This window comes from Nocardia sp. NBC_01499 (genome assembly GCF_045040275.1).
In the GTDB taxonomy this organism is placed as follows: domain Bacteria; phylum Actinomycetota; class Actinomycetes; order Mycobacteriales; family Mycobacteriaceae; genus Nocardia.
Map to the genome: position 1 here is coordinate 9,332,989 of NZ_CP109426.1, position 21,455 is coordinate 9,354,443.

Sequence of the window (21,455 nt, forward strand, 5' to 3'; positions counted from 1 at the left end):
GAGCATCGGCATAACCTCACTTAGTGCGACAACTGTTGCATTAAGATAGCGCTACCGACCTACCCCGTCAAGCAATCGGATGACCGACCATGAATTCCGCACGCGACAGCGTCCCGCCGACCCCACCTACCCAGCGGCCGGGCGGCCGAACCGCCCGCATCCGCGACCAAGTTCTCGAAGCGGTCCGCGCGGAGCTGACCGAGCACGGTTACGACGCGCTCACCGTGGACACGGTCGCCGCCCGCGCGGGAGTGCATCGAACTACGGTGTATCGCCGCTGGCGTGATGTCGGCGGTCTGCTCACCGACGTCTTCGCCGCGGCCAGCGATATGGCGTGGCACCCGCGCGACACCGGCTCCCTGCGCGGCGATCTGGCGGCGCTCAACGAGGAGATCCAGGACTCCATGGCCGAGGAGTCGTCGATCGCGGTGGCGCTGATCGCGGTCTCGTTCCGATCCGACGAGGCCGCCCGAGCCCTGCGTCAACTGTGGGAGGACCGGTACGCGCAGTCCGAGATCATCATCGAGCGAGCGATTCGGCGCGGCGAGCTGGCGCCGCACATCGATGCGCGCGCCTTGCTGATCGCCGCTACCGCACCGGTCTATCACCGGCTGGTACTGCTGCGCACCCCGCCGGACCCGCACCTCCCGGACCACGCGGCCGCGAGCGCCGTGCTCGCCGCACAGGCCGGAGCATTCACCGAACCGGACGCAACCTGACGGGTTTCGAGACCCAGTGGAACTGACCGAACTGGACTCTTCCATTTCACGGGAAGTGTTGCGACACAGACACGATCGACTCTCCGCGTCGGTAGGCGGGGGTACAGTGCGGCAGGACCACCGGATCTCATCAGGTCGATTGCTCGGATGCGGTATACCTCGTTGAGACAGATACCAACGCACAAGGAGACTTAGGCGTGTCAGACGGCCCTATCGACCTGCGTACTGACGTGGCGCACTCGGCGCGGATGTATGACTACTTCCTCGGCGGCAAGGACTCCTACGATGCCGACCGCGTGGCCGCCGAGCAGGCGCTGAAGGACTTCCCCCACGTCCAGCTGACTGCCCGCACCAATCGCGAGTTCATGCGGCATGCCACGCGCTACCTTGCCGGGCAGGGGATTCGGCAGTATCTCGATATCGGCACCGGCATCCCGACCGAGCCGAACCTGCACCAGATCGCCCAGGAACAGGCGTCCGAGTCCCGGATCGTCTACGTCGACAACGACCCTCTTGTGCTCGCGCACGCGCGGGCACTGCTGGTGAGCACACCCGAGGGACGCACCACCTACATTCAGGCCGATGCCGCGGATCCGGCCGCCATCCTCGACGCGCCGGAGTTGCGCAAGACGCTGGATCTTTCGCAGCCGGTGGCGTTGTCGCTCATGGCGTTGCTGCACTTCGTGCCCGGCGACGTCTACGACATCGTGAATACGTTGATGGCGCCCTTGGCGCCGGGCTCCTATCTGGCGATGTCCCATGTCACAACCGATTTCGACGAAGGCGACGCGGACCCGGAGGGCATGGCGCGTCTGTTGCAGGTCTACGCGGATCGCGGCATCCCCGTCCGTGCGCGCTCGCACACCGAAGTCGCCCGCTTCTTCGACGGACTCGAACTCGTCGAGCCCGGTGTCACGGTGATCCACCGATGGCGCAGCGAGGGCATCGCGCACCCGCAAAGCTATGACAAGCGGGTATCGCTCTACGGCGCGGTCGGCAAGAAGGTCTGAGCAGGCCTGGAGTCGCGCGGTTCTCAGCGTGCGGAACCGTCGAGTTGAGCGATGGTGGCGTTGGAGGGGCGACGGCTGCTTTGCAGGCGTTCGGCGACGGCTTCGGCATCCCGGAGGACGCGAACGGCGTTGTGCCAGGTCAGTTTTCCGATATCGGGTTCGGACCAGCCGCGGCCGAGTAGCTCGGCGATGAGGTTCGGGTAACCGGAGACGTCGTCCAGGCCGGCGGGCAGGTAGCTGGCGCCGTCGAAGTCGCTGCCGAGACCGATGTGATCGATGCCGACCACCTCGCGCAGATAATCGAGATGGTCGGCCACCGTCGCCACGGTCAGCGGTGGGCGCGGGTGAGTGGTCTCGAATGTCCGACGGCATTCGGTCGCCTCCGGTGACCAGTCCAGTCGGTGGAAGCCGTTGGCGCGCACGTACTCATCGGCCGCCGCCGACCAATCCCTCGCGGCGGGCAGCAGGAAGTATCCGACGAAGGCGGCCATCGCCACACCGCCGTTGGCGGGCAGCGTGGCCAGGACATCATCGGGGATGTTGCGCGGGTGGTCGCAGATCGCGCGGGCGCAGGAGTGCGAGAAGATCACGGGCGCCTCGGATACCGCGAGCGCCGCGCGCATGGTGTCGGGGGAGACGTGGGACAGGTCGACCAGCATGCCGACGCGGTTCATCTCCCGCACCACCTCTTCGCCGAACGCGGTCAGCCCACCGGCCTTCGGCTCGTCGGTGGCCGAATCGGCCCACGGCACATTGTCGTTGTGCGTGAGGGTCATGTATCGCACGCCGAGTCGATGCAGGGCGCGCAGGGTCGCGAGCGAGCTGTTGATGCTGTGGCCGCCCTCGGCACCCATCAGCGAGGCGATCCGGCCCGCGGCGCGGGCGGCCTCCATTTCGTCTGCGGTGCACGCCAATTGGAGTCGATCGGGGAATCGTTCGGTCAGCGTTCGCACGAAGTCGATCTGCTCGAGGGTCGCGCTGACAGCGGCGTCCCCGGCCAGGTTGCTCCGTGCGTACACCGACCAGAACTGCGCGCCGACCCCGCCGGTGCGGAGCCGATCGAGATCGGTGTGCAGACGCGCACGCTGATCCGTCGCCAGGTCGACGGCGTCGAGATCGTAACCGGCCAGGAGGCGCATGGCCCATGGAAGATCGTTGTGGCCATCCACCACCGGGGTGTCGCGGAGGACGGCGTGTGCGCGAGCGAGCAGATCAGCTGTCACTACTCCGTTCTATACGTGCGCGGTATCGGTGTCGAATGTTCCGGTCTTGCCGGTCAGCAGGAAAAGGGTTGGGCGGCTCGACGGTTAGGCTGCTAGCCTGCTCGAGACCGTGACACACCGCGAGGAGGTGAGACCCCATGAACGCAGTATCCATGTGGGTGCTCCCCCTGACGTTACGGTCGGGCGAATAACGTAGGTGTCGCCGGGAGCGCCTGAACCACAAGGCAATCCGAAGGACAACACCATGCATTTTCTCTCTGAGACATCGTTGAACGGTGTCATCGAACGCGAATTCACGCTGGGCGACATCACCGGTGTGCTCTGGTCACCGGCGTCCGGTTCGAGCGGCGCACCGCTGATTCTGAGCGGTCACACCGGCGGCATCCACAAGAAGGCGCCGGGACTGGTCGCCAACGCGCACCACCTCGTGACCACCCGCGGGTTCACCGTCGCCGCCATCGACGCACCGGGACACGGCGATCGGCCGCGCGACGCCGCGGACGACGCCGCCCGCGCCGCATTCGTGCGGGCTCGGGAAACCGGGGAGCCGATGGCTCCGATCATCGCCGACTACAACACTTCTCTCGCCGAACGCGCTGTGCCGGAATGGCAGGCGACCATCGACGCACTGCAGGCACTTCCCGACATCGGCACCGAAGCACCGATCGGCTACGGCGGCATGACACTGGGCGTCGCGATCGGACTGATGTTGACGGCGGTCGAACCCAGGATCACCGCCGCGGCCTTCGGTCCGGTCTTCGCATACGAGGCACTGATCGAAGCCGCGAAGCAGATCACCATCCCCGTCGAGTTCACGATCGCCTGGGACGACACGGAAATCGGCCGCCAACCCGGCCTCACGTTGTTCGATGCCTGTGCCTCGCTGGACAAGTCATTGCACGTCTATCCGGGCAGGCATAACCAGATGCGCGGATTCGATATCGATGCAGGAGCCCGATTCTTCACCCGCCATCTCGGACAAGCCGTCACCCTGTCGGCGTGACCTGACAGGTGCCGGTGTCCGGTTTCGCGCCGGACACCGGCCTTCGTCCAGCGTCATCGCCGCAGGTTCGGCGGTCACTTCGATGCTTCCCCGCATCAGACGAAACGACACCCGGCACCGTCCTTGCGGCTGGTCCGGGCGCAGCGCTCGTGCTGTTGGGGATGCCATACGAATCAGGTCCGAACTGTGACCTGTCCCGCATCTGGCAGCCGGTGATGCGCTCTTGTGTCCGTACCGCTTAACCTCGCCAAGGCACGACAGATGGTAGGAAGGTGGCGGCAAGCGTGGTTGATACCCAGGCGAAGCTCGATGAATTGGTCAAGATCCTGGCGATCGCTACGGAGCCCGCGGGGGAAACCGGTGTTGCCAAGCGGGCGAAGAAGGGCATTCCGAGCGTCCGCGAGCGGGTGCACATGCTGCTCGACCCCGGTACGTTCATCGAGACCAATGCCCTGGCTCGTCAACCTGACCAACCGGACGGCCTCTACGGCGACGGGCTGGTCACCGGTCGTGGGTTGATCGGCGGCCGCCCGGTGGTGCTGATCGCCCATGATCAGACCGTGTACGGCGGATCGGTCGGTGTCACCTCCGCGCGCAAGTTCATGCGGGCGCTGCAGTTCGCGTTCGACAACGCGTGCCCGGTGGTCACGATCAACGATTCCGGCGGTGCGCGTATCCAGGACGCGGTGGGCTCGATCGCTTCGTTCGGCGATATCTCCCGAGTGCTGGAGAAGCTGTCCGGGTATGTGCCGCAGGTGTCGATCATTCTCGGCAAGTGCGCGGCGGGTTCGGTGTATGGGCCGATCAACACCGACGTGCTCATCGGCACCAAGGACTCCTACATGTTCGTCACCGGGCCGGAGGTGATCAAAGCCGTCAACGGCGAGGACATCACGGCCGAGGATCTTGGTGGCGCCGAGGTCCAGGCCAAACGCGGCACCCTGCATCACGTGGCAGGCACCGAACAAGAGGCCTACGACTGGGCCCGCCAGTACCTGAGCTACATGCCGACGAGCTGCCTCGAGCAACCGCCGGTCGTCAATCCCGGCTTGGAGCCGGAGATCATCGCTACCGATCGGGAGCTCGAGGGGATCATCCCGGATTCCGATCGCACCGGGTACGACATGCACGAGATCCTGCTCCGCATCTTCGACGACGGTGAATTCCACGAGGTCCGCGCCGCGATGGCGCCGAATCTGATCACCGGATTCGCTCGCGTCGATGGATATCCGGTCGGTGTGATCGCCAACCAGCCGCTGGTGCTCGGTGGTTCCATCGACGCGGCCTGCTCGGACAAGTCGACCTACTTCATCCGGCTCTGCGACGCGTTCAACATTCCGCTGGTGTTCGTCGTCGACACCCCCGGCGTGCTGCCCGGCCTCGACCAGGAAGCCAACGGTGTGATCATCCGCGGTGGCCGGGTCCCGCGCGCGATCATCGAGGCAACGGTGCCGATCATCAACCTCGTTGTGCGCAAGTCGTACGGCGGCGCCTACGGCATGATGGCGGCCCGGCAGGTGGGTGCGGACATCAGTTTCGCCTGGCCGACGGCTCGGATCGCGGTGATCGGCGCCGAAAGCGCGGTCGATCTCATCGGTAAGCGGCAATTGGCGGCGGTGCCGCAGGAGCAGCGGGCCGCCGCGCGCGAGTTCATGGTCAACCATTACAACGAGACGATCGCGACCCCGTGGATCGCCGCCGAACGCGGCTACATCGACGCGGTCATCGAACCAGCGCGCACCCGCCTGGAGATCCGGCACGCGCTGCGGTTGCTGCGCGACAAGCCGCCGGCCAAGCCGGAGTTCAATCCGCGCAAGCATTCGGTGTATCCGATGTGAGTATTTCTTCAGCGAGGGTCGTCGGGGCGATAGCGGGCTTTGATGTGCACGCGTTCGCCCTGGGGGCCGAGGATGCTGAGGAATTCCACGGAGTGGTCGTCGGCGTTGCCGAACCAATGCGGGAGGTGGGTGTCGAATTCGGCGACTTCGCCATCGGTGAGGACGAGGTCCTTGTCGCCGAGTATGACGCGTAGGCGGCCGCGCAGGACGTAGAGCCAGTGGTAGCCCTCATGCGAGCGAGGGTCGGGTTCGCGACCCTCGGTCAGACCGGCGGGCACGATGTGTTTGAACGCCTGTAGTCCGCCGGGATTGCGCGTCAGCGGCACGACGGTCATGCCGTTGCGGGTGAACGGCCGCAGCTGCACTCGTGGGTCGAGTTCGGTTGGGGCGCCGATCAACTCGTCGACCGGCACCCGGTAGGCCCTGGCCAGCGGCAGCAGAAGTTCAAGACCCGGTTTGCGTTGCCCGGACTCCAGCCGGGACAGGGTGCTGATCGCGATCCCGGTGGTCTCCGACAGGGCGGCCAGGGTGACATCGCGGCGACGCCGCAACTCGCGCAGGCGGGGGCCGACCGCGGCAAGCACCGCATCATCACTCATAGGTGCACTGTGCCCGCGCCTTGCATTTTCCGCAAATGGGTTTGCTGGATTGCCGAAGCGGGCGCTGGTCGACCAGGGTGATCGCGCAGCGGATGGCGAGCTTGGCGTAGCCGAATTCGCTGTCGCCGATGGTGATTCCGCGACATCGCATCCCTGGTCTGTCCCCTCGAACGGAGCGCCGAACAGGGGCACCGCTCGGCGCGGACCGGACGGGTTCACGGTGAGCCGAGACGTCGTCATGTCGGGTGCGTGCGGCCGGTCAGTTGGTGCGGGTTGTGTAACCGGCGGGCAGCGGGTCTCCACGCAGGATCTGCCGCAGGTGCATGACCAGGTCCTGTCCTACCTCGGGTAGGTGTCTTGCCTCCGGAATGGGTAGCGTCTGGCGAGTGGAATTGGCAATGGACCTCGATGGGCGTCAGGTCAGGACATATGAGTGCGCGTGCTGCGGCGAACCCGTCGAGCGGACATGGAATTTCGTCAGTCGCGGTGATGAGGTGCATGCGGTGTACTACGCGAACTCCTATCACCACACCGATCAGCCGCACGAGACATGGATCGACGTCATCCTTGGCACCTGGAGCGAGAACATCGTCGACGACCACGTGACGTTCGGGTGCCGAGTCGGGCCCGTGCAAGGAAGCCCGCATCCTGCCGCGACATTGGTTCCGGCGTGCCAGGACGGATCGGGCGGCCAGATCCACGGAACGCTGCTCTCGCGCGAGGACGGACTGGCTCACCCTCGCGTGCAAGAGTTCTGGGACGTAGTGGATTTCGTGCTCGCCAACGATCCGACTGTCCACGGTCATCTGTACGGCCAGGTAGCCCTCCCGTAACGGGTCGCCGCAGTGAAAGCCACCGGGATGCAACACCTTTGGGATGACTCGCTGTCATGGCGATATCCGTGCATGATGGGACGAGATAAGCCGCGCTGGCGACCTGAACGGAATGGGGGAGCTACCTCGGCGGCACGCCGCCAAATGGCAAGGGCGGAGTCGAAAGGAGGCCTGTGGGAGCCGTAGTCGAGGGCGTCTTCACCAGTGGTGAGCCCTATCTCCGGGTGGGTAGTGGTCGGCCGCTGGTGTATCTCGCGGGGTTCGCACTCGATCACGCCAACCCAACGGGCCGGATGCTCAAGATCGCCATGGCGAGCGTGGAGCCGCTGGCCCGCGCGGGTTTCGAGGTGTACTACACAAGTCGTGCGCCTGGCCTTCCGGTCGGCGCGACGTTCGCCGACATTGCCGCCAGCCATGCGACGGGCCTGGCCGCGCACTTCGGTGAGCCAGTTGATGTGCTCGGCCACTCGACCGGCGGAGACCTGACACTGCAGCTCATTGCCGACCATCCCGAGGTGGTGCGCCGAGCTGTGGTGGCGAGCGCGGCCTACCGGTTGGGGCCACTGGCGAAGCGGGCGGGGTTGGCGATGATTGCCAGCTTGGAACGGGACGGCCGGCTTCGCGCCGACGCGCTGGTCGCCGGATTCACGCAGAATCGCGTACTGCAACGGCTGCTGGCGATACCGATGCGGCTGACCGTGTTGATGAAGGTCCCGAATCCTGCCGACCCTATCGCGCTGCTGCGCGCGGAGGATCAGTTCGACGTGCACGACCGGCTCGGCGCGATCGAGACCGAGACCCTGGTGATCTGCGGGGAGCGGGACTACTTCTGGACGCCGGAGATGTTCGCCGAAACCGCGCGCCTGATGCCACACGGACGGCTGGTGATGTACCCCGACGCGGGGCACGCGATCGTCACACGCGAAGACTATGTCGCCGAAGTCACGGCGTTCCTCAACGCACCCTGAGCCCGGACGGTTGGCTCGCACATCACGAAGGTGGCGATGTCGATCACCCTGCGGGCAGGCCGACCTGGTCGCGCTCGAGCACGCCGCGCAGCTGCGAAAGGGCTTGTGCGACAGTCGGCAACGATGGACCGGCGAGAGTGCCGAGCAGTTCGGTCAGCCGCTCGGCGAAAGTTTGCTCCGCTGCCTCGACGAGGCGTGCGCCGTCGGCCGTCAGGGCCACAAGTGACGACCGGCGATCCGCCGGATTCGGTTGCCGCGCAATCCATCCCTGCTTCTCCAGGCGATCGACACCTTTGCTGATCGCCCCGACACCGGCGGCGAACTCGCTCGCGAGGTCGGCCACCCGGGCTCCGGGGTGATCGCGCAGGTAGCGCAGGGATTCGAACTGCGAGGTGACGATCCCGTGCCGCTCGCGAAGGCGATCGTTGAGCGCGTTGTACAGCCGCGTCTCGCACCGGACGAGATCGGCGAACAATCCCGGCAGGTCGACGGCATCGCTACCCGTTTTAGATTCCATGGCATATAGTGTACTGGAAGATACTTCTTGGGAAGGTGTACATGAGCAAGGAACAACGTGCGAAAATCGATGCGCTGCTGCGGCAGCCGCGACCTGCGGGAATCGGCTCGGTCGCGGAGATCCGCGCGGGATTCCGGGCTCTGATGGCCCAGATGGACGTACCGACCGAGATACGCACCCGAGCCACGACACTCGGCGACCGGCCCGCCGTGCTCGTCGAACCGGAGAACGCGGCGCGAGCCGGGACGATCCTGTATTTCCACGGCGGCGGCTTCGTCTTCGGCTCACCCGAGACGGCAATGTCGCTGACCGCGAACCTGGTGACCCGCACCGGATTTCGCGCCTACTCACTGGACTACCGACTCGCGCCCGAACACCCGTTCCCGGCCGCGATCGACGACGCGCTCAGCGCCTACCGAGCCCTGCTCGACAGCGGCGAACACCCGTCGACCATCGCCTTCGCCGGAGACTCCGCCGGTGGCGGCCTGACCGTCACCACCTGCCTTGCCGCCCGCGACGCCGGCCTGCCCATGCCCGCCGCGCTCGTGGCGTTCTCACCCGGACTCGACATGACCCGCACGGGCGAAAGCATGGACACCAAAGCGGCGACCGACCCGCTGTTCACCCGCGAGAGCCTGGAACATAACGGCGCCATGTACCTCGCCGGGCAGGATCCACACCAGCCCCTGCTCAGCCCGGCGACCCTCGCCGACCTCAGCGGCTTCCCGCCGATGCTCCTGCAAGCAGGCACCAACGAAATGATCCTCGACGATTCCACCCGCCTTGCCGCCCGCGCGCGAGCGGCCGGTGTGGACGTCATCCTGGACATCACCGCCGACCTGCCCCACGTGTTCCAGTCCTTCACGGGCATGCTCGACGAAGCCGACGAGGCCCTGGACCGCGCGGCACACTTCCTCGGCCAGCGCATCGGCTGACGTGTCGCGGTCACTCCCGGAAGCCTTGCCGCGACGGACAACTCGCGGCAAGAAATCTAGCGGCGGGTTTCGATCTTCAGGTCGCCGCGGGTCAATGCGGGGGTGGTGGCGCGGGCGAGCACGTCGTGCGGGAACCCGAGCTCGATCGCGCTGGCCTCATCGAGGCGGGCCAGTTGGGCGGCGGTGAACTCGACCTCCATGGCGCCGAGATTGTCCCCAGCTGCGCGGTGATGCGTGCGCCGATAACCGGTGCCGTTACGCCCGGGCTCCGCAGGGGCCAGGCCAGCCCGACCTGGGCGGGTGTGCGGCCGAGCTCCGTGGCGACCTCCCGCACGACGTCCACGAGGGCGAGGTTTCGGTTCGGTGAGCGTGCCGTTAGCGAGGGTGACGCTCCTGCGGGTGGCGTTGGTGGAAGCGATGATCCACCGGACCCGGAAAGCCAAGGCTCACAGAGCTTCTCGCGCGCCGTGCCGGGAGAGGCTCCGCCGGACTACTTCAGTAGTTCGATGACTGGCGCGAACCTCTCCAGATCATGTTCCAGCACAGTGAAATACGTGATTCCGTAACGCTCTCGGCATTCGCGCACGCTATCGGCGAGCTGCTGTGGTGTGCCGACCATGACCGCGGGTGCGGCGCCGATCTGGTCGTCGGTGAATCCGGGCAGGGACTGGCGCACCCGTTCGCCAACGGTGTCCCGCTCCGCCGGGGTGGCCACCGCCCATACCAAGAGGTTGAGTTCCACTCGATCGCGACGCTCGCCGAGCAAACCGCGCACGTATTCGGCGCGTTCGGCGACCTCGTCCGCGCTCGCGGCGCTCAGCGGACCGGATTTCGGAGCGGCGGCACCGGGCAGGCCGATCACATCGGCGTGCTGAGCGGCCATGCGCAGCAACCGGTTTCCCGATCCGGCGATCAGAATCGGCGGCCCCTCCGGACGTGCGGGCGCGGGTTGGTATTCGGGGTCGGCGTAGAGCTTGCGCAGGGTGAGCACGGTCTGCTCGACGTGATCGATGCGGGCGCCCGCGGTGGGGAACGGTATTCCGGCGGCATCGAATTCGTCCTTCACATATCCCGCCCCCAGCCCCAGCTCGACCCTGCCGCCACTGAACTGGTCCAGTGCGGCAACATCCCGGGCAAGCAGCGTCGGATTGTAGAACGGCGTGTTCAACACGAAGGTGCCCAACCGAATTCGCTCGGTGGCCTCCGCCGCCAGCAACAACGTCGGAAACGGTGCGGGCATACCGAGGTGATCCGGCACGGCGAAAACGTCATACCCGAGCACTTCCGCGCGACGAGCCTTGTCCACCCACCCGGCCCGCGGACCCGGCGACACCATATTTACCCCGAAGCGAAATCCAACCACGTCTCGTTCCTACCACCCCCACCCACAGTTCGCACCACCCCACCCCTTCACCTGCGGCGGAGCGAGCAGGACACCGACTGCTGTTGGTCGGATGATCACGGGGAACTGAGGGCGGCATCGGCCGAGAGGTGAGTTACGTCAGTTCCCCGTGATCGTTTGTCCAGCAGCGCGTATCGGAGTTGTCAGCCCACGTCACGCATGTCGATGGTCGAGTGGTCGAAGGAGGGAGCTTTCTCATCGTCGTGGTCCGGGCGGTAAGTTCGCGGCGTGGCGGATTTGACGGTCGGCGGTCTGTCCGTGGTGGTGCGGGATCTGGTGCCCGAGGACGAGGCGGCGGTGCTGGAGGTGTTCGCGGCGTCGGAGGACTGGTTCGTCGCGGAGACCGGGCAGCCTTCGGCGCCCGGCGATGTGCAGAGCCTGTATTACGTGCTGCCCGAGGGCTCGGATCTCGACGACAAGGTGCTGTTGGTAATCGAAGTCGACGGCCGGGTCGTTGGGATGATCGACGCGGTGCAGCGCTATCCGCATCCGCAGGCGATCTCGTTGGGACTGTTCGTGATTCGTCCCGAGTTCCGGCGTCGCGGGCTGGGTCGTGCGGTCGTGGATGCGTTACTCGGCGAGGCGCGATCGCGGGGATTCGAGACCATCCGTACCCATACCGCCGTTGGCTGGCATTCTGGCCGAGAGTTCCTGCGGGCCATGGGGTTCGCGTTCGATGAGCCGGGGATGTTCGGCACCGAGGTGAACCGGAATCCAGGTCCCGACGATCGTCCGATCATTCCGGCAGCGCGAACCATCTGACTCGCGTCTTCGAACTCGTCAATCGAGGACATGTTCTGTGATCGTCTCGAAGGAGATCGGGCTGCGTGCCGTCAATGTGGTGATGTCGTGGGTGACGGTGCGGAAGCGTTGTTCACGCACCGCAGCGAACATGCTGGTGTAGGCGTAGGCCCACCACGGGGTGAGATGGTCGCGCAGGAGAAGGGAACAGAATTCTGGTAGTTCGACGTCGATGGCTGTGACAGCACGAGAGCTGAACCGGCTGGCTAGCGCGGCCAACTCGGCCAGGTCATAGCTGCGTGCGCCAGTCGCTTGCACCAGGGAGGCTGAGCGTTGGAGGGTACAGGCGACCAGGCAGCGGGCGACGTCGTCACGGGCGACGAGTGAGACCCGTCCGGAACCCATGGGGAGAGTGAGTTCGCCGGAGCTGGCTGCTTTGGTGACCCACTGTGTGAAGAACTCGCCGTAGATGGAGGCCCGCACGATGGTGTGTGCGAGGCCGCTGTTCCGGAGCATTCGTTCGGTCTCGCGGTGCACCGGGGCGAAGCAGAACGGGGAGTCCGGCTCGATGTCCAGGATGCTGAGATACACGATGTGGTCAATGCCGGCCGCGACGGCCGCGTCCACAACGTTGATGTGATGGACGAGCATCGACGCGGCCTCGCCATCGCTGGAGATGAAGACCAGCGTCCCGACCCCGGCCAGAGCTGAGGCCATCTGCGTGTGGGACCGGTAGTCGGCACTGCGCACCGGCACTGCGCGTTGAAGATCAATGACCCGCCCAGCGTCCCGGGCCAACGCGATCACATTCGCCTGTCCGGCTTCCAGCAGACCCCGCACGACGGCACCACCGATATTCCCGGATGCCCCCGTCACGGCAATAGGCCGAGTCGTCATAAGCGACCCTAACCTGCCCACGCCCGGCGCCCCGCTTGGGTGTCTAGCTCAAAGTGCAACCCGCATAGGCTTATTGGTTGGCCACAATCACCGTATGCAGGCCGTTTTTCAGCTGTTCGGCGTGCGACTTGCCGAGCGCGGCCAAGAACCGCCGCTCGCAATCGTCGATGATGCGCGCGCCACGCTGCAATAGAGCTGACCGGCACGACCGCGCACGTCATCACGGCGGACCTGGCCGATACCGATGCCGTCACCGGGCTGGCCGCACGGATCCGTGCCACGGTCGGCGACCTCGACGCGTTCTACTACGGTGCCGCGGCTGACGGCTTTGTCCCGGTGCTCGGCCTGACGCCCCAGCGCGTGCGAGAGCTCATGCCGCTCGGCGTCTACACGTTGCTCGAGTTCTTGCCTGGCATGATCACCAGGGGAGACGGCACGGCGAATGTGCTATTCGCACTTAGCCGTTCACGTGCGCTCGCCTACTCGAGACGGAGAAGTCCCTAGCGGCTTTGGCTCAACGGCTGCGGCGTCTCGGTGACCGTGGTGGTGTGCCGCCGCGCCGCGCGGGCCAGCGGGGCCAATGTGGTTTGGATGATGAAGTATTCGGCGACAAGGACGTTGCCGAGGAGAGCGGCCCACGCGCTCGCGGTATAGATATCCCGGTACGCCAGTGACAGGTGGAAGATCGACGACGCCTGCGTGCCTGCGAGCAGGTAAAGGCGCAGGGTTACGGCGGCGAAGGTCAACGCATAGTTGCGGATCATCCAGATTCGGTGCAACTGCACTTCACGGCGCCGGATCGTTCGATAAGCCTTTGTGGCCGTGTACAACCAGGCAACTACCAGCATGTAAAACGCGACCTGCAACGGGAAACCGCTCGGCGTCACTGCCGCGGAGTACGACGCCGCGGCCGAGGCGGCCACGACCGAGACCAAATACACCCGGCCCGCTGTCCGGTGCAATTTAGGAAAGCGCTTCCGTAACTGCGGCACGAATTGCCACGGCCCGATAATCAAGGCAAGGCCCGCTGGCACCGCGTGCACCACCAGGCTCACGTAATAGCCGGGGATAGCTCTGTCGATCGGCACGGTCGAGCTGCCGAACAGGTACGGCGTCACGAAGTAGCCCGCGATACCGATCGCGAGCAGGACAAGAAGACTCCACAAGAACCACCACCAGCGACGGCGAACGGCCTGTGACATGACTGCGGACATGCGAGAAAACTCCAATACTTAGGTCAGTTGCCCTGTGCGGCTTCGGTAATCGGTTGCCATTCGTTCCACACCGCGAGCCGGGATTCGTACTCCGCCGTCGCGATCTGCAGTGCTGAGTGCCCGAGTAGCAGGCGCAGCGGTGGTTTCTCGGCGTCGACAAGGGCCAGCAGTGCGGAGCGGGTCGCGCCGGGTTCGCCGAAGCGTTGCCCGGAGTAGTCGACGGCGCGGACCTTGTCGTAAGCCGGATGCGCCGTGGTGAATTGGGTCAATGTGAACCCGGTGTCGTAGCTGGCGGGTTCGAGCACGGTGACGTGAATGCCGAAATCGGCGATCTCGGCGGCCAAGGATTGTGACAAGGCCTCCAGTGCCCATTTCGACGCGGCGTACGCGCCAACATTCGGCGACGCCACAACTCCCCAGAGACTGGATACCTGGATGATGTGCCCGCTGCCCTGCGCCCGCAGAATCGGTAGCGCCGCCTGCGTAACCCACAGTGGCCCAAGGAGATTGGTCTCCAGCTCCGCCCTGATCTCTTGCTCGGTGAGCTCCTCGATCATGCCGAACTGTGCGTATCCGGCATTGTTCACCACGACGTCGAGCCGCCCGAAATGCCGCGCCGTCTGCTCGACGGCGATGCGAACACCGTCCTTGTCGGTGACATCGAGCCGCAACGGCAGAAACGTTGCCGGGTACTCGGCGACCAGATCGTTCAGGGCCGCCATATCGCGAGCGGAGCCCGCCACTCGATCGCCCCGCTCCAGTGCGGCCGAAGCCCATTCCCGGCCGAACCCCCGCGAGACACCGGTGATGAACCACACCTTGCTCATGCGATCTACCTGCATTGATCGGACCTACTTCCGGCTTGTGCGAGCGCTCGGGGAACGAGTCCATCGGGTTCGATCCCTTGAGCTAACGGATGTAAGGATACGACTGGAAGTTGAGCGAAGGCAAGAGGTAACGGCTGTAAGTTTTGAACCGTAAGGTGACGGTTGTGGGCTGTCGAGGAAGCGCCCCCGGGACATCACAGGTAGGTAGGGTGATTGCGTGCACCAAGATGACCGGCGACTTCTCAGCTCGTCGTTCGGCACTGCGGCTGTCGCATACGCCGAACACCGCCCGGACTACGCACAGACCGCGGTGCGGTGGGCGCTCGAACGCGCGCCTGGTCCGCGAGTGCTCGACCTCGGCGCCGGAACCGGAAAACTAACCGGAACGCTGCTCGCGCTGGGTACCGAAGTCGTTGCGGTCGAACCCGATCCGGCGATGCTGACCGAGTTGCGTCGCGCTCTGCCGGTTGTTCGTGCCCTGGCGGGGAGCGCCGAGGCGATTCCGCTGCCGGACGGGTCCGTCGATGCCGTGCTGGCCGGGAACGCCATGCACTGGTTCGACATGGACGTCGCCGGGCCCGAGATAGCCCGAGTTCTCACACCCGCTGGCGTGCTTGCTGGTCTGTGGAACGTCATGGACGACCGGGTCGATTGGGTTGCCGAGCTCGCAGAGATCAGCGGGAGCGCGGCCATCGGTCCGCGTGACCTGCCCGTCAGCTGGCGTGCCGAGACGGCCGACCTGCATCGTCCCAAGTCTGGCGCGGCCGCCCGGTTCGGCTCGCCCGAGCAGGCCGAGTTCCCGCACGGGCAGCGGCGCACCGCCGACTCACTCGTCGCGACGCTCGCGACGCGCGCGGGGATGCTGGTCATGCCGGATCAAGAGCAACAGGCCACGCTGGGCCGGATCCGCGCTTTCCTCGCGAGCCGCCCGGAGACCGCCCGCGGTGAGTTCACCCTCCCGATGCTGACCTGCGTGCTGCGCGTCCGGCGACTGTGACGAACGCCGACTGAAGGTGCGGCACAAGCGTTTCGGCGACGAAGGTTTCAATACTGGTCGGGGTGGTGGTGCGTGGCGAGCGTGGCTGCAGCGTCACGGTGTGCCGCGAGTTGATCGCGTGCACGACCTCGACCATGAGGCCGGTGACGTTCTGCGACACTCCGGCGCGACGCTGAGCCGCGGCGAATTCCTCGATCGACTGCTGCACGTAGCGCAGCCGGGGCAGCTCGGCGATCGTGCCGATGACCTCGGTGACCTCAGCCATGCTCAGATCGCGTTCACCATGCAGCTCGCGGATGTCCGACCCGGCACTCGGGGTGAGCAAACTGTGGGCGGCGGCTCGGCCGATGTCGGCGGTGGCAATGAACGGCATGGCGATATCGGGATCGAACGGCACGGCGACGACCCCGGCGCCGCGGATGGTCTCGATCTGGCCGAGTAGGTTCTCCATGAAATAGCCTGCCCGCAAGTGAGTTACGGCGGCGTCGAGGGTGTTGGTCTGTTGCTCGAGCTGGTGCAGTCCGACGACCGGGCCGGTGCCAGCTGGTTTGTCCGCGCCCCAACTGCTCAGGGTCACCACCCGTCCGACTCCGGCGGTCGAGAGTGCTGCGGTCATGGCGTCGACGATGGTTCGCTGATGTGCAGGGAAGTCCGGGCTGTCCGGGATGTAGTTGGGCTGGACCAGCACGTAGACACCCTCGGCGCCGGTGAAGGCGTCGGTGAGTGCGGCGCGGTCGGTCGGCTCGGCCACGAACGGCTCCGCACCAGCCGCCGCCAGCGGTGCCAGGCCTTGGCTGTCGCGTCCGATCGCGCGCACGGCGCGGCCAGCTCGAAGTAGCTCATCGACCACTACCCGCCCGGTACGTCCGGTCGCTCCGGTCACCACGAACATCAGGTCGTTCTCCTTTTCGCGACGGTGTCTCTTCGATGTTGTCGACGGTAGGAGCGGTCCGCGGCTGCGGGGTAGTGCTGACGCACCCACCCCGAAACAGGGGCAACGCATAATCTGGACAGCGTGACGAAACCGGGAGCCCTTGCCGAATTCCTGCGCGCGCGGCGTGCGCTCGTGCGCCCGGAGCAGGTCGGGCTGATTCCCGGTGCGGCACGCCAGGTTCCGGGCCTGCGCCGGGAAGAGGTCGCGATGTCGGCCGGGGTCAGCACCGATTACTACGTGCACCTGGAGCAAGGTCGCGAGAAACGCCCCTCGACCCAGGTCTTGGACGCGCTGGCCCGAGCACTGCGGCTCGACTACGACGCGCACACCTACCTGCGCGCTCTCGCCGCGCCCAGCAGACCCGCGCCGAAAGCGCACGGGAACACCCATCGCACATTGACCGGGCTGCTACCGCAGATCACCACCCCGGCGATGCTCGTCACGCCCTGGCTGGAGGTCATCGCCCGCAATGGGCCCGCCGATGCCCTCTACGACGGAATACCGTTGCGGGACAACCTGGCTCGAATGGCCTTCCTCGACGATGCGGTGACCCGTTTCGTCGAGGACCCCGACCAGCTCGCCCAATGCACCGTCGCGACGCTGCGGGCCGCCGCCGGACCCCGACCGCACGCGCCGCAGATGATCGAGCTGATCGGGGAGCTGTCGCTGCGCAGCGGCAAGTTCCGTCAGATGTGGGCGCGTCACGACATTCACCGAAAAGGCAGCGCCGTCAAACACTTTCGCCATCCGGTAGTGGGTCCGCTCACGCTTTACCAGCACGTGATGACCCTTCCCGATCATCCCGAGTCGCAGTTGTGGATCTACCAAGCCGAGCCGGGCTCCGACTCCGAACACGCGTTAGGAGTGCTCGCTGCCTAGAGCGTGGCTCGCGCGGTGATCTCCCGGGGCGTGAGCACCCGAGTGTCCGCCCCCGAGGCCGCGACGGCGATCATCGCGCGACCGATCTCCCGACTGTCGTTGACCGCGTTCGGCGCCAGCCGCTTGAACAGTGGAATCAGCGGCCCGATGAGTGCGTATGCGGCGCGATACAACCGAGTCTTGGAGACAACACCGTCCATCGGCTGCACGAATCCGGGCCGGAACATGTACGCCTGGAAGGGAAGTGCGAGCAGATCGTTCTCGGTCTTGCCCTTCACCCGCTTCCACATCGAGCGGCTCTGCTCGGTGCTGTCGGTGCCCTGCCCGGAGACATAGATGAACGTCAGCTTCGGGTTCGCGGCGGCAAGCGTGCGACCGGCTCGCAAGGCCAGGTCGTAGGTGATCCGGCGGTAGTCCTGCTCGTTCATGCCGACGGAGGAGACGCCGAGACAGAAGAAGCAGGCGTCGAACTCCGGCAGCTCACCGGCGATCGCGGACAGATCTGTCGGATCGGGCTGGACCAGCTCGCGCAGCTTGGGGTGCTCGATACCCAGCGAGCCGCGCCCGACCGCGAGGATCTGTTCGACCCGCTCGTCCCGGAAGCACTCGGTGAGGACCCCTTGCCCGATCATGCCGGTCGCGCCGAAGAGGATTACCTTCATGTCAGGAATCTTGCCTGAACGGCCGGGGGAATACCTGTGACAGTCTCGATCAACACGTTCCTTACCGCTCTACGGTGCATATCCTGCGCACGCGAATACGAGCCGGTGCACTTTCCGTCGGGATGTCCGGCGTGTCTGCGGGCGGGGGCGCCGTCCAATCTGTACTGCGTCTACGACTCTTCCGAGAACGGGTCGGTTCAGCTTCCGCTCGTGGACCCGATCACGTTGGGGGCCGGGGCGACTCCGCTTCAGCGACTGAGCGAGCGGGTCGGGCTCGGGTCGCAGGTGTGGGTCAAGGACGAGAGCCGCAACCCCACCGGATCGCATAAGGACAGGTTCGGGCTCGGCGCGGTCGGCTGGGCGAAGGTCACCGGATTCGACACGGTGGTCGCGGCGTCGTCGGGAAACGCCGCCTTGTCGATCAGTGCCTTCTGCGCGGCCAACGACGTCCAGGGCGTTATCGCGATGACATCGGATGTGCCGCAACAGCTTGTCGAGCACCTCCGCGCACTCGGGGCGGAGGTGAAGATCTTCGACACCTATGACGATCGATGGGAATTCGTCGCTGCTCGGTGTTCGTCCGGGCAGGCTTTCAATGCCACCAATTACGTTGTACCCGTTGTCGGATGCTCTCCCTTCGGTATCGAGTACTTCAAGGGCATCGCCGACGAGATCATGACGGCACACGGCGGACCTCCCGATGCCATGGTGATTCCCAGTTCGCGTGGGGATCTCGCACACGGAATCTATCGGGGGTTCACCGACATCGCGAGGGGCATGCCAAGGCTGTATCTGGTTGAACCGTTTCCACGACTACACGCGGTGCTCGAGCAGGGCACCGACTGGCGGACAACCTTTCGGGGTGAAACCCGCCTACTTCCCTCCATCGCCGGAGACACCACGACACGTCAGTCGGTCGTGGCGGCCACCGGTTCCGAAGGTGGCGCGGTTGTCGTGTCGGATCCCGTTGCCGCGGAATGGCATCGGCGCATGTGGTCCCTCGGATACTGCTGGGAACCCAGCTCCAATGCCGCGTTCGCGGCACTCGCACTCCTGCATCGACAAGGACGCGTCCGGCCTTCGGAAACCACGGTGGTGGTAGCCGCCTCGCATGGCTTCAAAGGCCTCTAAGGGCTAATGCGCAAGCTGGGCCAAGTTGTGCAGATGCTCGGCGATGAGTCGGCTCGTGTCGGGGGCGTCGGCTGCGGCATCGATGGTGAGCTGACCGGCGTAGGTCGTGATGACGTAGGGCGCGACGGCGGACAACGGTTCGTTCGGCATGGCGGGATGGAAGTCTTCGATGACGAGGTCGGCGGGGGTGGGCAAGTGCGGAATGACCCCCCAGTTCGTCGACACCAGCAATGGCGACAGACCCCCTTCGGCGGCGGGTGCGAAACCGCCCTCGGCGGCCGTGGACATCAATTGGGCGCTCCAGGTGAACAATTCGCCGGTGGCGAGTCCCTCGCGAAGTGTGCCGGTGACCGCTCGGGCCAGCGCGAGGAGGTCGTCGTCGCTGCGCGGAGCCGCAACGAAGTAGGCCATGCCGAGCACATTGGTCCCCTCCGGGTATCCGATCCGGGGGCTGAGTCGGGTGCGCAGGTCGACGGGGTAGGTGTAGTGGAGGGTGTCGATATCGACGCCGCGGCTTTGCGCGGTGGCGGCCAGCAGTGCGGCGGAGACCAACCCGTTGATCGTGGTTCCGTGGTTACGCCCGGTGGCGAGCAGGGCCGCGGTGTCGGTGGCGGACAGGCGAATACGAATGCGCTCGGGGAGGCTCGACAGGTTATCGGCGTCGACGAAGGCGGCGAACGCGTCCGTGTCCGGCGGCTCGACAACTGGCCCGGTGGCGATGCCGCGCTGCTCGAGTAGGTGCTCGAGCGAATGGGGGTAGTCGTGACGAGGTGGAACGGTCGGCGCGTCGGCGACGCAGGCCGTATAGAAGTTCCACAGTTCGGATAGCAGGTGCAGCGAGTGGTGACCGTCGGCGATGGCGTGATGGGTCAGCAGGGTCACCGTTGCGGTGTCGTCGCTGCCGAGGACCGTGTGAATCGCTGAGGCCCGGTCGTTCAGGTCCGGTAGTCCGAACAGCGGGTCGTCGGTGGGACCTGCTACTTCGTCGATCGCGGCGGGCAGTTCCGGAGCGGCTTCGATGGACGGCTTGCTCGTGTGGTCGAGCACCAGCCGGGCGGACAGGATCGGGTAAGCCGTACGCAGGATCTCGAATGCCTGCGACAGCGCGGCCTGATGGAGCTTGCCGCGGACCTGCGCGGAATACCCCACGTAGACCCCGAACCGGAAATAGAACATCTCGCTCGGCGCGAGTGGGCGAACCAACAGCTGTGACGACGTCATGAACTTGGCTCCTTCGACTTCACCGGGGGTAGAGAAGCCTCGAACCGACCCCTATCGGCACTGGTAGGGGGAGGCCGGCTACCGACAGGCTAAGCTCGAATGACAGACTCTGCCATGGCGGCACCAACTGTCATGATGGTAATTTCTGTCACTTTGTTAGGCTGGAGTGATGCCGGACACAGATACCCCCGCGGAGCGCCGAAATCCGGATCTGCGGGCACGCCGACGGCGGCAGACCGAGCTGGAGATTCATGCGGCCGCGGTGGCGCTGGCCATTGAGCGCGGCACGGACCAGGTCACCGTCGATGAGATCGCCGCGCGCGCCGGGGTTTCCGCGCGCACGTTCTTCCGGTACTTCGCGACCAGGGACCGCGCGCTCGTCTACGACCCGTGGGGGATCAGCGACGCCGTCGATGAGCTGTTCGCGCGGACCGATCCGCACGAGGTGCGCCTGCGCGACGTCGAGGAAGCGTTCGGCAGCGTGCTGGCAAAGATCGACAACGACGCGGACGTCGGTGCGGCGGCGCGGATGTACAAGGTCGTCGCGTCATCGCCACAGTTGATGGCGGCGGCAACGGCCGCGGCGAACGAGCGCACCGACGGATTGCTCGCGACAATCCCCGCCACGGCACGCTCACGGGTGCGGTTCATGCTCGCCGTCGCCGGTACGGTCCTGTTCGCCGCATTCCGGGAATGGAACGAAACCGGTTCGCCCACAGGGGCTCTCGGCGCACCGCCGGTGCTCGCCATCTATCGGCGGCTGTGCAGGGAGCTGCCAACCCTGTGAACGTGAAAGGGATTGGTCTTGTCCTGGGGCCAATGTCGACCCGCTGTCGCGCGGACACTAGCGGCCGCTCGGCCGTCCCTGGGTTCGATGGGCGGTGGCCGCACCTGGGGTTTTCCGT

At 65.8% G+C, this 21,455-nt stretch carries 24 protein-coding genes and 1 pseudogene; 12 read left to right on the forward strand and 13 right to left on the reverse strand.

The window, feature by feature from the left end; translation table 11 throughout:
- Window positions 1-89: 89 nt before the first annotated feature.
- Together OG203_RS42335 and OG203_RS42340 are read left to right on the forward strand one after the other, a co-directional pair.
- Window positions 90-719, forward strand: a complete 630-nt coding sequence (locus OG203_RS42335; RefSeq protein WP_405162815.1) for a TetR/AcrR family transcriptional regulator — start codon at window positions 90-92, stop codon at window positions 717-719.
- Window positions 720-916: 197 nt separating this feature from the next.
- Entirely contained in the window at window positions 917-1,729 is an 813-nt protein-coding gene (locus OG203_RS42340; protein ID WP_405162816.1) for an SAM-dependent methyltransferase, read from the forward strand.
- Window positions 1,730-1,752: 23 nt separating this feature from the next.
- Here the strand turns inward: OG203_RS42340 and OG203_RS42345 are convergent, their stop codons facing one another.
- The gene (locus OG203_RS42345; protein ID WP_405162817.1) at window positions 1,753-2,952 is read right to left on the reverse strand and encodes a dipeptidase; all 1,200 of its coding nucleotides are present in this window, start codon (window positions 2,950-2,952) and stop codon (window positions 1,753-1,755) included.
- 244 nt (window positions 2,953-3,196) lie between these two features.
- Between OG203_RS42345 and OG203_RS42350 the strand changes: the two genes are divergently transcribed.
- Window positions 3,197-3,955, forward strand: coding sequence for an alpha/beta hydrolase (locus tag OG203_RS42350; protein ID WP_405162818.1), 759 nt, complete (start codon window positions 3,197-3,199; stop codon window positions 3,953-3,955).
- Between the two features lie 284 nt (window positions 3,956-4,239).
- Window positions 4,240-5,793, forward strand: coding sequence for an acyl-CoA carboxylase subunit beta (locus OG203_RS42355; RefSeq protein ID WP_405162819.1), 1,554 nt, complete (start codon window positions 4,240-4,242; stop codon window positions 5,791-5,793).
- 8 nt (window positions 5,794-5,801) lie between these two features.
- Here OG203_RS42355 and OG203_RS42360 read toward each other — a convergent pair whose 3' ends face one another.
- Together OG203_RS42360 and OG203_RS42365 are read right to left on the reverse strand one after the other, a co-directional pair.
- Window positions 5,802-6,392 carry a helix-turn-helix domain-containing protein gene (locus tag OG203_RS42360; protein WP_405162820.1) on the reverse strand — a complete coding sequence of 197 codons (591 nt, stop codon included), beginning with the start codon at window positions 6,390-6,392 and terminating at the stop codon, window positions 5,802-5,804.
- The gene (locus tag OG203_RS42365) at window positions 6,385-6,543 is read right to left on the reverse strand and encodes a hypothetical protein (protein ID WP_405162821.1); all 159 of its coding nucleotides are present in this window, start codon (window positions 6,541-6,543) and stop codon (window positions 6,385-6,387) included. Before OG203_RS42365 ends, OG203_RS42360 begins: the two co-directional genes overlap by 8 nt.
- A 235-nt stretch (window positions 6,544-6,778) precedes the next feature.
- On the opposite strand from OG203_RS42365, the gene OG203_RS42370 reads away from it, so the two are divergent.
- Together OG203_RS42370 and OG203_RS42375 are read left to right on the forward strand one after the other, a co-directional pair.
- Window positions 6,779-7,225: a hypothetical protein gene (locus OG203_RS42370; RefSeq protein WP_405162822.1), complete on the forward strand. Its 447-nt coding sequence runs from the start codon at window positions 6,779-6,781 to the stop codon at window positions 7,223-7,225.
- Window positions 7,226-7,398: 173 nt separating this feature from the next.
- Window positions 7,399-8,193 carry an alpha/beta fold hydrolase gene (locus OG203_RS42375; protein WP_405162823.1) on the forward strand — a complete coding sequence of 265 codons (795 nt, stop codon included), beginning with the start codon at window positions 7,399-7,401 and terminating at the stop codon, window positions 8,191-8,193.
- A gap of 43 nt (window positions 8,194-8,236) precedes the next feature.
- On the opposite strand, the gene OG203_RS42380 is transcribed toward OG203_RS42375, so the two are convergent.
- Window positions 8,237-8,710: a MarR family winged helix-turn-helix transcriptional regulator gene (locus OG203_RS42380; protein ID WP_405162824.1), complete on the reverse strand. Its 474-nt coding sequence runs from the start codon at window positions 8,708-8,710 to the stop codon at window positions 8,237-8,239.
- A 41-nt stretch (window positions 8,711-8,751) separates the two neighbouring features.
- On the opposite strand from OG203_RS42380, the gene OG203_RS42385 reads away from it, so the two are divergent.
- Complete coding sequence (locus tag OG203_RS42385; RefSeq protein WP_405162825.1) at window positions 8,752-9,645, forward strand: alpha/beta hydrolase; 894 nt, start codon at window positions 8,752-8,754, stop codon at window positions 9,643-9,645.
- A 56-nt stretch (window positions 9,646-9,701) separates the two neighbouring features.
- Here the strand turns inward: OG203_RS42385 and OG203_RS42390 are convergent, their stop codons facing one another.
- The 3 genes and pseudogenes from OG203_RS42390 to OG203_RS42400 form a co-directional block, all read right to left on the reverse strand.
- Complete coding sequence (locus OG203_RS42390; protein ID WP_405168210.1) at window positions 9,702-9,845, reverse strand: hypothetical protein; 144 nt, start codon at window positions 9,843-9,845, stop codon at window positions 9,702-9,704.
- Window positions 9,846-9,919: 74 nt separating this feature from the next.
- Window positions 9,920-9,988 (reverse strand): annotated as a pseudogene (locus tag OG203_RS42395) (hypothetical protein); the annotation flags it as partial.
- 147 nt (window positions 9,989-10,135) lie between these two features.
- Window positions 10,136-11,008, reverse strand: a complete 873-nt coding sequence (locus OG203_RS42400) for an LLM class F420-dependent oxidoreductase (protein WP_405162826.1) — start codon at window positions 11,006-11,008, stop codon at window positions 10,136-10,138.
- Window positions 11,009-11,275: 267 nt separating this feature from the next.
- Between OG203_RS42400 and OG203_RS42405 the strand changes: the two genes are divergently transcribed.
- A complete protein-coding gene (locus OG203_RS42405; RefSeq protein ID WP_405162827.1) occupies window positions 11,276-11,809 on the forward strand; it encodes a GNAT family N-acetyltransferase in 534 nt (177 codons plus the stop codon).
- A gap of 18 nt (window positions 11,810-11,827) precedes the next feature.
- On the opposite strand, the gene OG203_RS42410 is transcribed toward OG203_RS42405, so the two are convergent.
- The 3 genes from OG203_RS42410 to OG203_RS42420 form a co-directional block, all read right to left on the reverse strand.
- On the reverse strand, window positions 11,828-12,685 hold the full coding sequence (locus tag OG203_RS42410) for an NAD(P)H-binding protein (RefSeq protein WP_405162828.1): 858 nt from the start codon (window positions 12,683-12,685) through the stop codon (window positions 11,828-11,830).
- Window positions 12,686-13,185: 500 nt separating this feature from the next.
- On the reverse strand, window positions 13,186-13,899 hold the full coding sequence (locus OG203_RS42415) for a DUF2306 domain-containing protein (RefSeq protein WP_405162829.1): 714 nt from the start codon (window positions 13,897-13,899) through the stop codon (window positions 13,186-13,188).
- A 23-nt stretch (window positions 13,900-13,922) separates the two neighbouring features.
- Complete coding sequence (locus tag OG203_RS42420) at window positions 13,923-14,726, reverse strand: SDR family NAD(P)-dependent oxidoreductase (protein ID WP_405162830.1); 804 nt, start codon at window positions 14,724-14,726, stop codon at window positions 13,923-13,925.
- Window positions 14,727-14,943: 217 nt separating this feature from the next.
- Between OG203_RS42420 and OG203_RS42425 the strand changes: the two genes are divergently transcribed.
- A complete protein-coding gene (locus tag OG203_RS42425; protein ID WP_405162831.1) occupies window positions 14,944-15,723 on the forward strand; it encodes a class I SAM-dependent methyltransferase in 780 nt (259 codons plus the stop codon).
- Here the strand turns inward: OG203_RS42425 and OG203_RS42430 are convergent.
- Complete coding sequence (locus tag OG203_RS42430) at window positions 15,677-16,615, reverse strand: NAD(P)H-binding protein (RefSeq protein ID WP_405162832.1); 939 nt, start codon at window positions 16,613-16,615, stop codon at window positions 15,677-15,679. The genes OG203_RS42425 and OG203_RS42430 overlap by 47 nt on opposite strands.
- A gap of 123 nt (window positions 16,616-16,738) precedes the next feature.
- Between OG203_RS42430 and OG203_RS42435 the strand changes: the two genes are divergently transcribed.
- Window positions 16,739-17,536, forward strand: coding sequence for a helix-turn-helix domain-containing protein (locus OG203_RS42435; protein ID WP_405162833.1), 798 nt, complete (start codon window positions 16,739-16,741; stop codon window positions 17,534-17,536).
- Here the strand turns inward: OG203_RS42435 and OG203_RS42440 are convergent.
- Complete coding sequence (locus OG203_RS42440; protein WP_405162834.1) at window positions 17,533-18,198, reverse strand: epimerase; 666 nt, start codon at window positions 18,196-18,198, stop codon at window positions 17,533-17,535. The two genes, OG203_RS42435 and OG203_RS42440, sit on opposite strands and share 4 nt — an antisense overlap.
- Window positions 18,199-18,408: 210 nt before the next feature.
- Here OG203_RS42440 and OG203_RS42445 point away from each other — a divergent pair, with 210 nt between their 5' ends.
- Entirely contained in the window at window positions 18,409-19,329 is a 921-nt protein-coding gene (locus OG203_RS42445) for a PLP-dependent lyase/thiolase (protein ID WP_405162835.1), read from the forward strand.
- 3 nt (window positions 19,330-19,332) lie between these two features.
- Here OG203_RS42445 and OG203_RS42450 read toward each other — a convergent pair whose 3' ends face one another.
- Window positions 19,333-20,550, reverse strand: a complete 1,218-nt coding sequence (locus OG203_RS42450) for a phthiocerol/phthiodiolone dimycocerosyl transferase family protein (RefSeq protein WP_405162836.1) — start codon at window positions 20,548-20,550, stop codon at window positions 19,333-19,335.
- Between the two features lie 169 nt (window positions 20,551-20,719).
- Between OG203_RS42450 and OG203_RS42455 the strand changes: the two genes are divergently transcribed.
- The gene (locus OG203_RS42455; RefSeq protein WP_405162837.1) at window positions 20,720-21,337 is read left to right on the forward strand and encodes a TetR family transcriptional regulator; all 618 of its coding nucleotides are present in this window, start codon (window positions 20,720-20,722) and stop codon (window positions 21,335-21,337) included.
- Window positions 21,338-21,455 lie beyond the last annotated feature (118 nt).

Bases quoted from the DNA above. Each gene is read 5' to 3' on its own strand.
- OG203_RS42410 (WP_405162828.1), bottom strand. From the start codon at position 12,685: ATGACGACTCGGCCTATTGCCGTGACGGGGGCATCCGGGAATATCGGT.
- OG203_RS42440 (WP_405162834.1), bottom strand. From the start codon at position 18,198: ATGAAGGTAATCCTCTTCGGCGCGACCGGCATGATCGGGCAAGGGGTC.
- OG203_RS42420 (WP_405162830.1), bottom strand. From the start codon at position 14,726: ATGAGCAAGGTGTGGTTCATCACCGGTGTCTCGCGGGGGTTCGGCCGG.
- OG203_RS42455 (WP_405162837.1), top strand. From the start codon at position 20,720: ATGCCGGACACAGATACCCCCGCGGAGCGCCGAAATCCGGATCTGCGG.
- OG203_RS42415 (WP_405162829.1), bottom strand. From the start codon at position 13,899: ATGTCCGCAGTCATGTCACAGGCCGTTCGCCGTCGCTGGTGGTGGTTC.
- OG203_RS42335 (WP_405162815.1), top strand. From the start codon at position 90: ATGAATTCCGCACGCGACAGCGTCCCGCCGACCCCACCTACCCAGCGG.
- OG203_RS42380 (WP_405162824.1), bottom strand. From the start codon at position 8,710: ATGGAATCTAAAACGGGTAGCGATGCCGTCGACCTGCCGGGATTGTTC.
- OG203_RS42390 (WP_405168210.1), bottom strand. From the start codon at position 9,845: ATGGAGGTCGAGTTCACCGCCGCCCAACTGGCCCGCCTCGATGAGGCC.
- OG203_RS42430 (WP_405162832.1), bottom strand. From the start codon at position 16,615: ATGTTCGTGGTGACCGGAGCGACCGGACGTACCGGGCGGGTAGTGGTC.
- OG203_RS42385 (WP_405162825.1), top strand. From the start codon at position 8,752: ATGAGCAAGGAACAACGTGCGAAAATCGATGCGCTGCTGCGGCAGCCG.
- OG203_RS42350 (WP_405162818.1), top strand. From the start codon at position 3,197: ATGCATTTTCTCTCTGAGACATCGTTGAACGGTGTCATCGAACGCGAA.
- OG203_RS42450 (WP_405162836.1), bottom strand. From the start codon at position 20,550: ATGACGTCGTCACAGCTGTTGGTTCGCCCACTCGCGCCGAGCGAGATG.
- OG203_RS42365 (WP_405162821.1), bottom strand. From the start codon at position 6,543: ATGCGATGTCGCGGAATCACCATCGGCGACAGCGAATTCGGCTACGCC.
- OG203_RS42360 (WP_405162820.1), bottom strand. From the start codon at position 6,392: ATGAGTGATGATGCGGTGCTTGCCGCGGTCGGCCCCCGCCTGCGCGAG.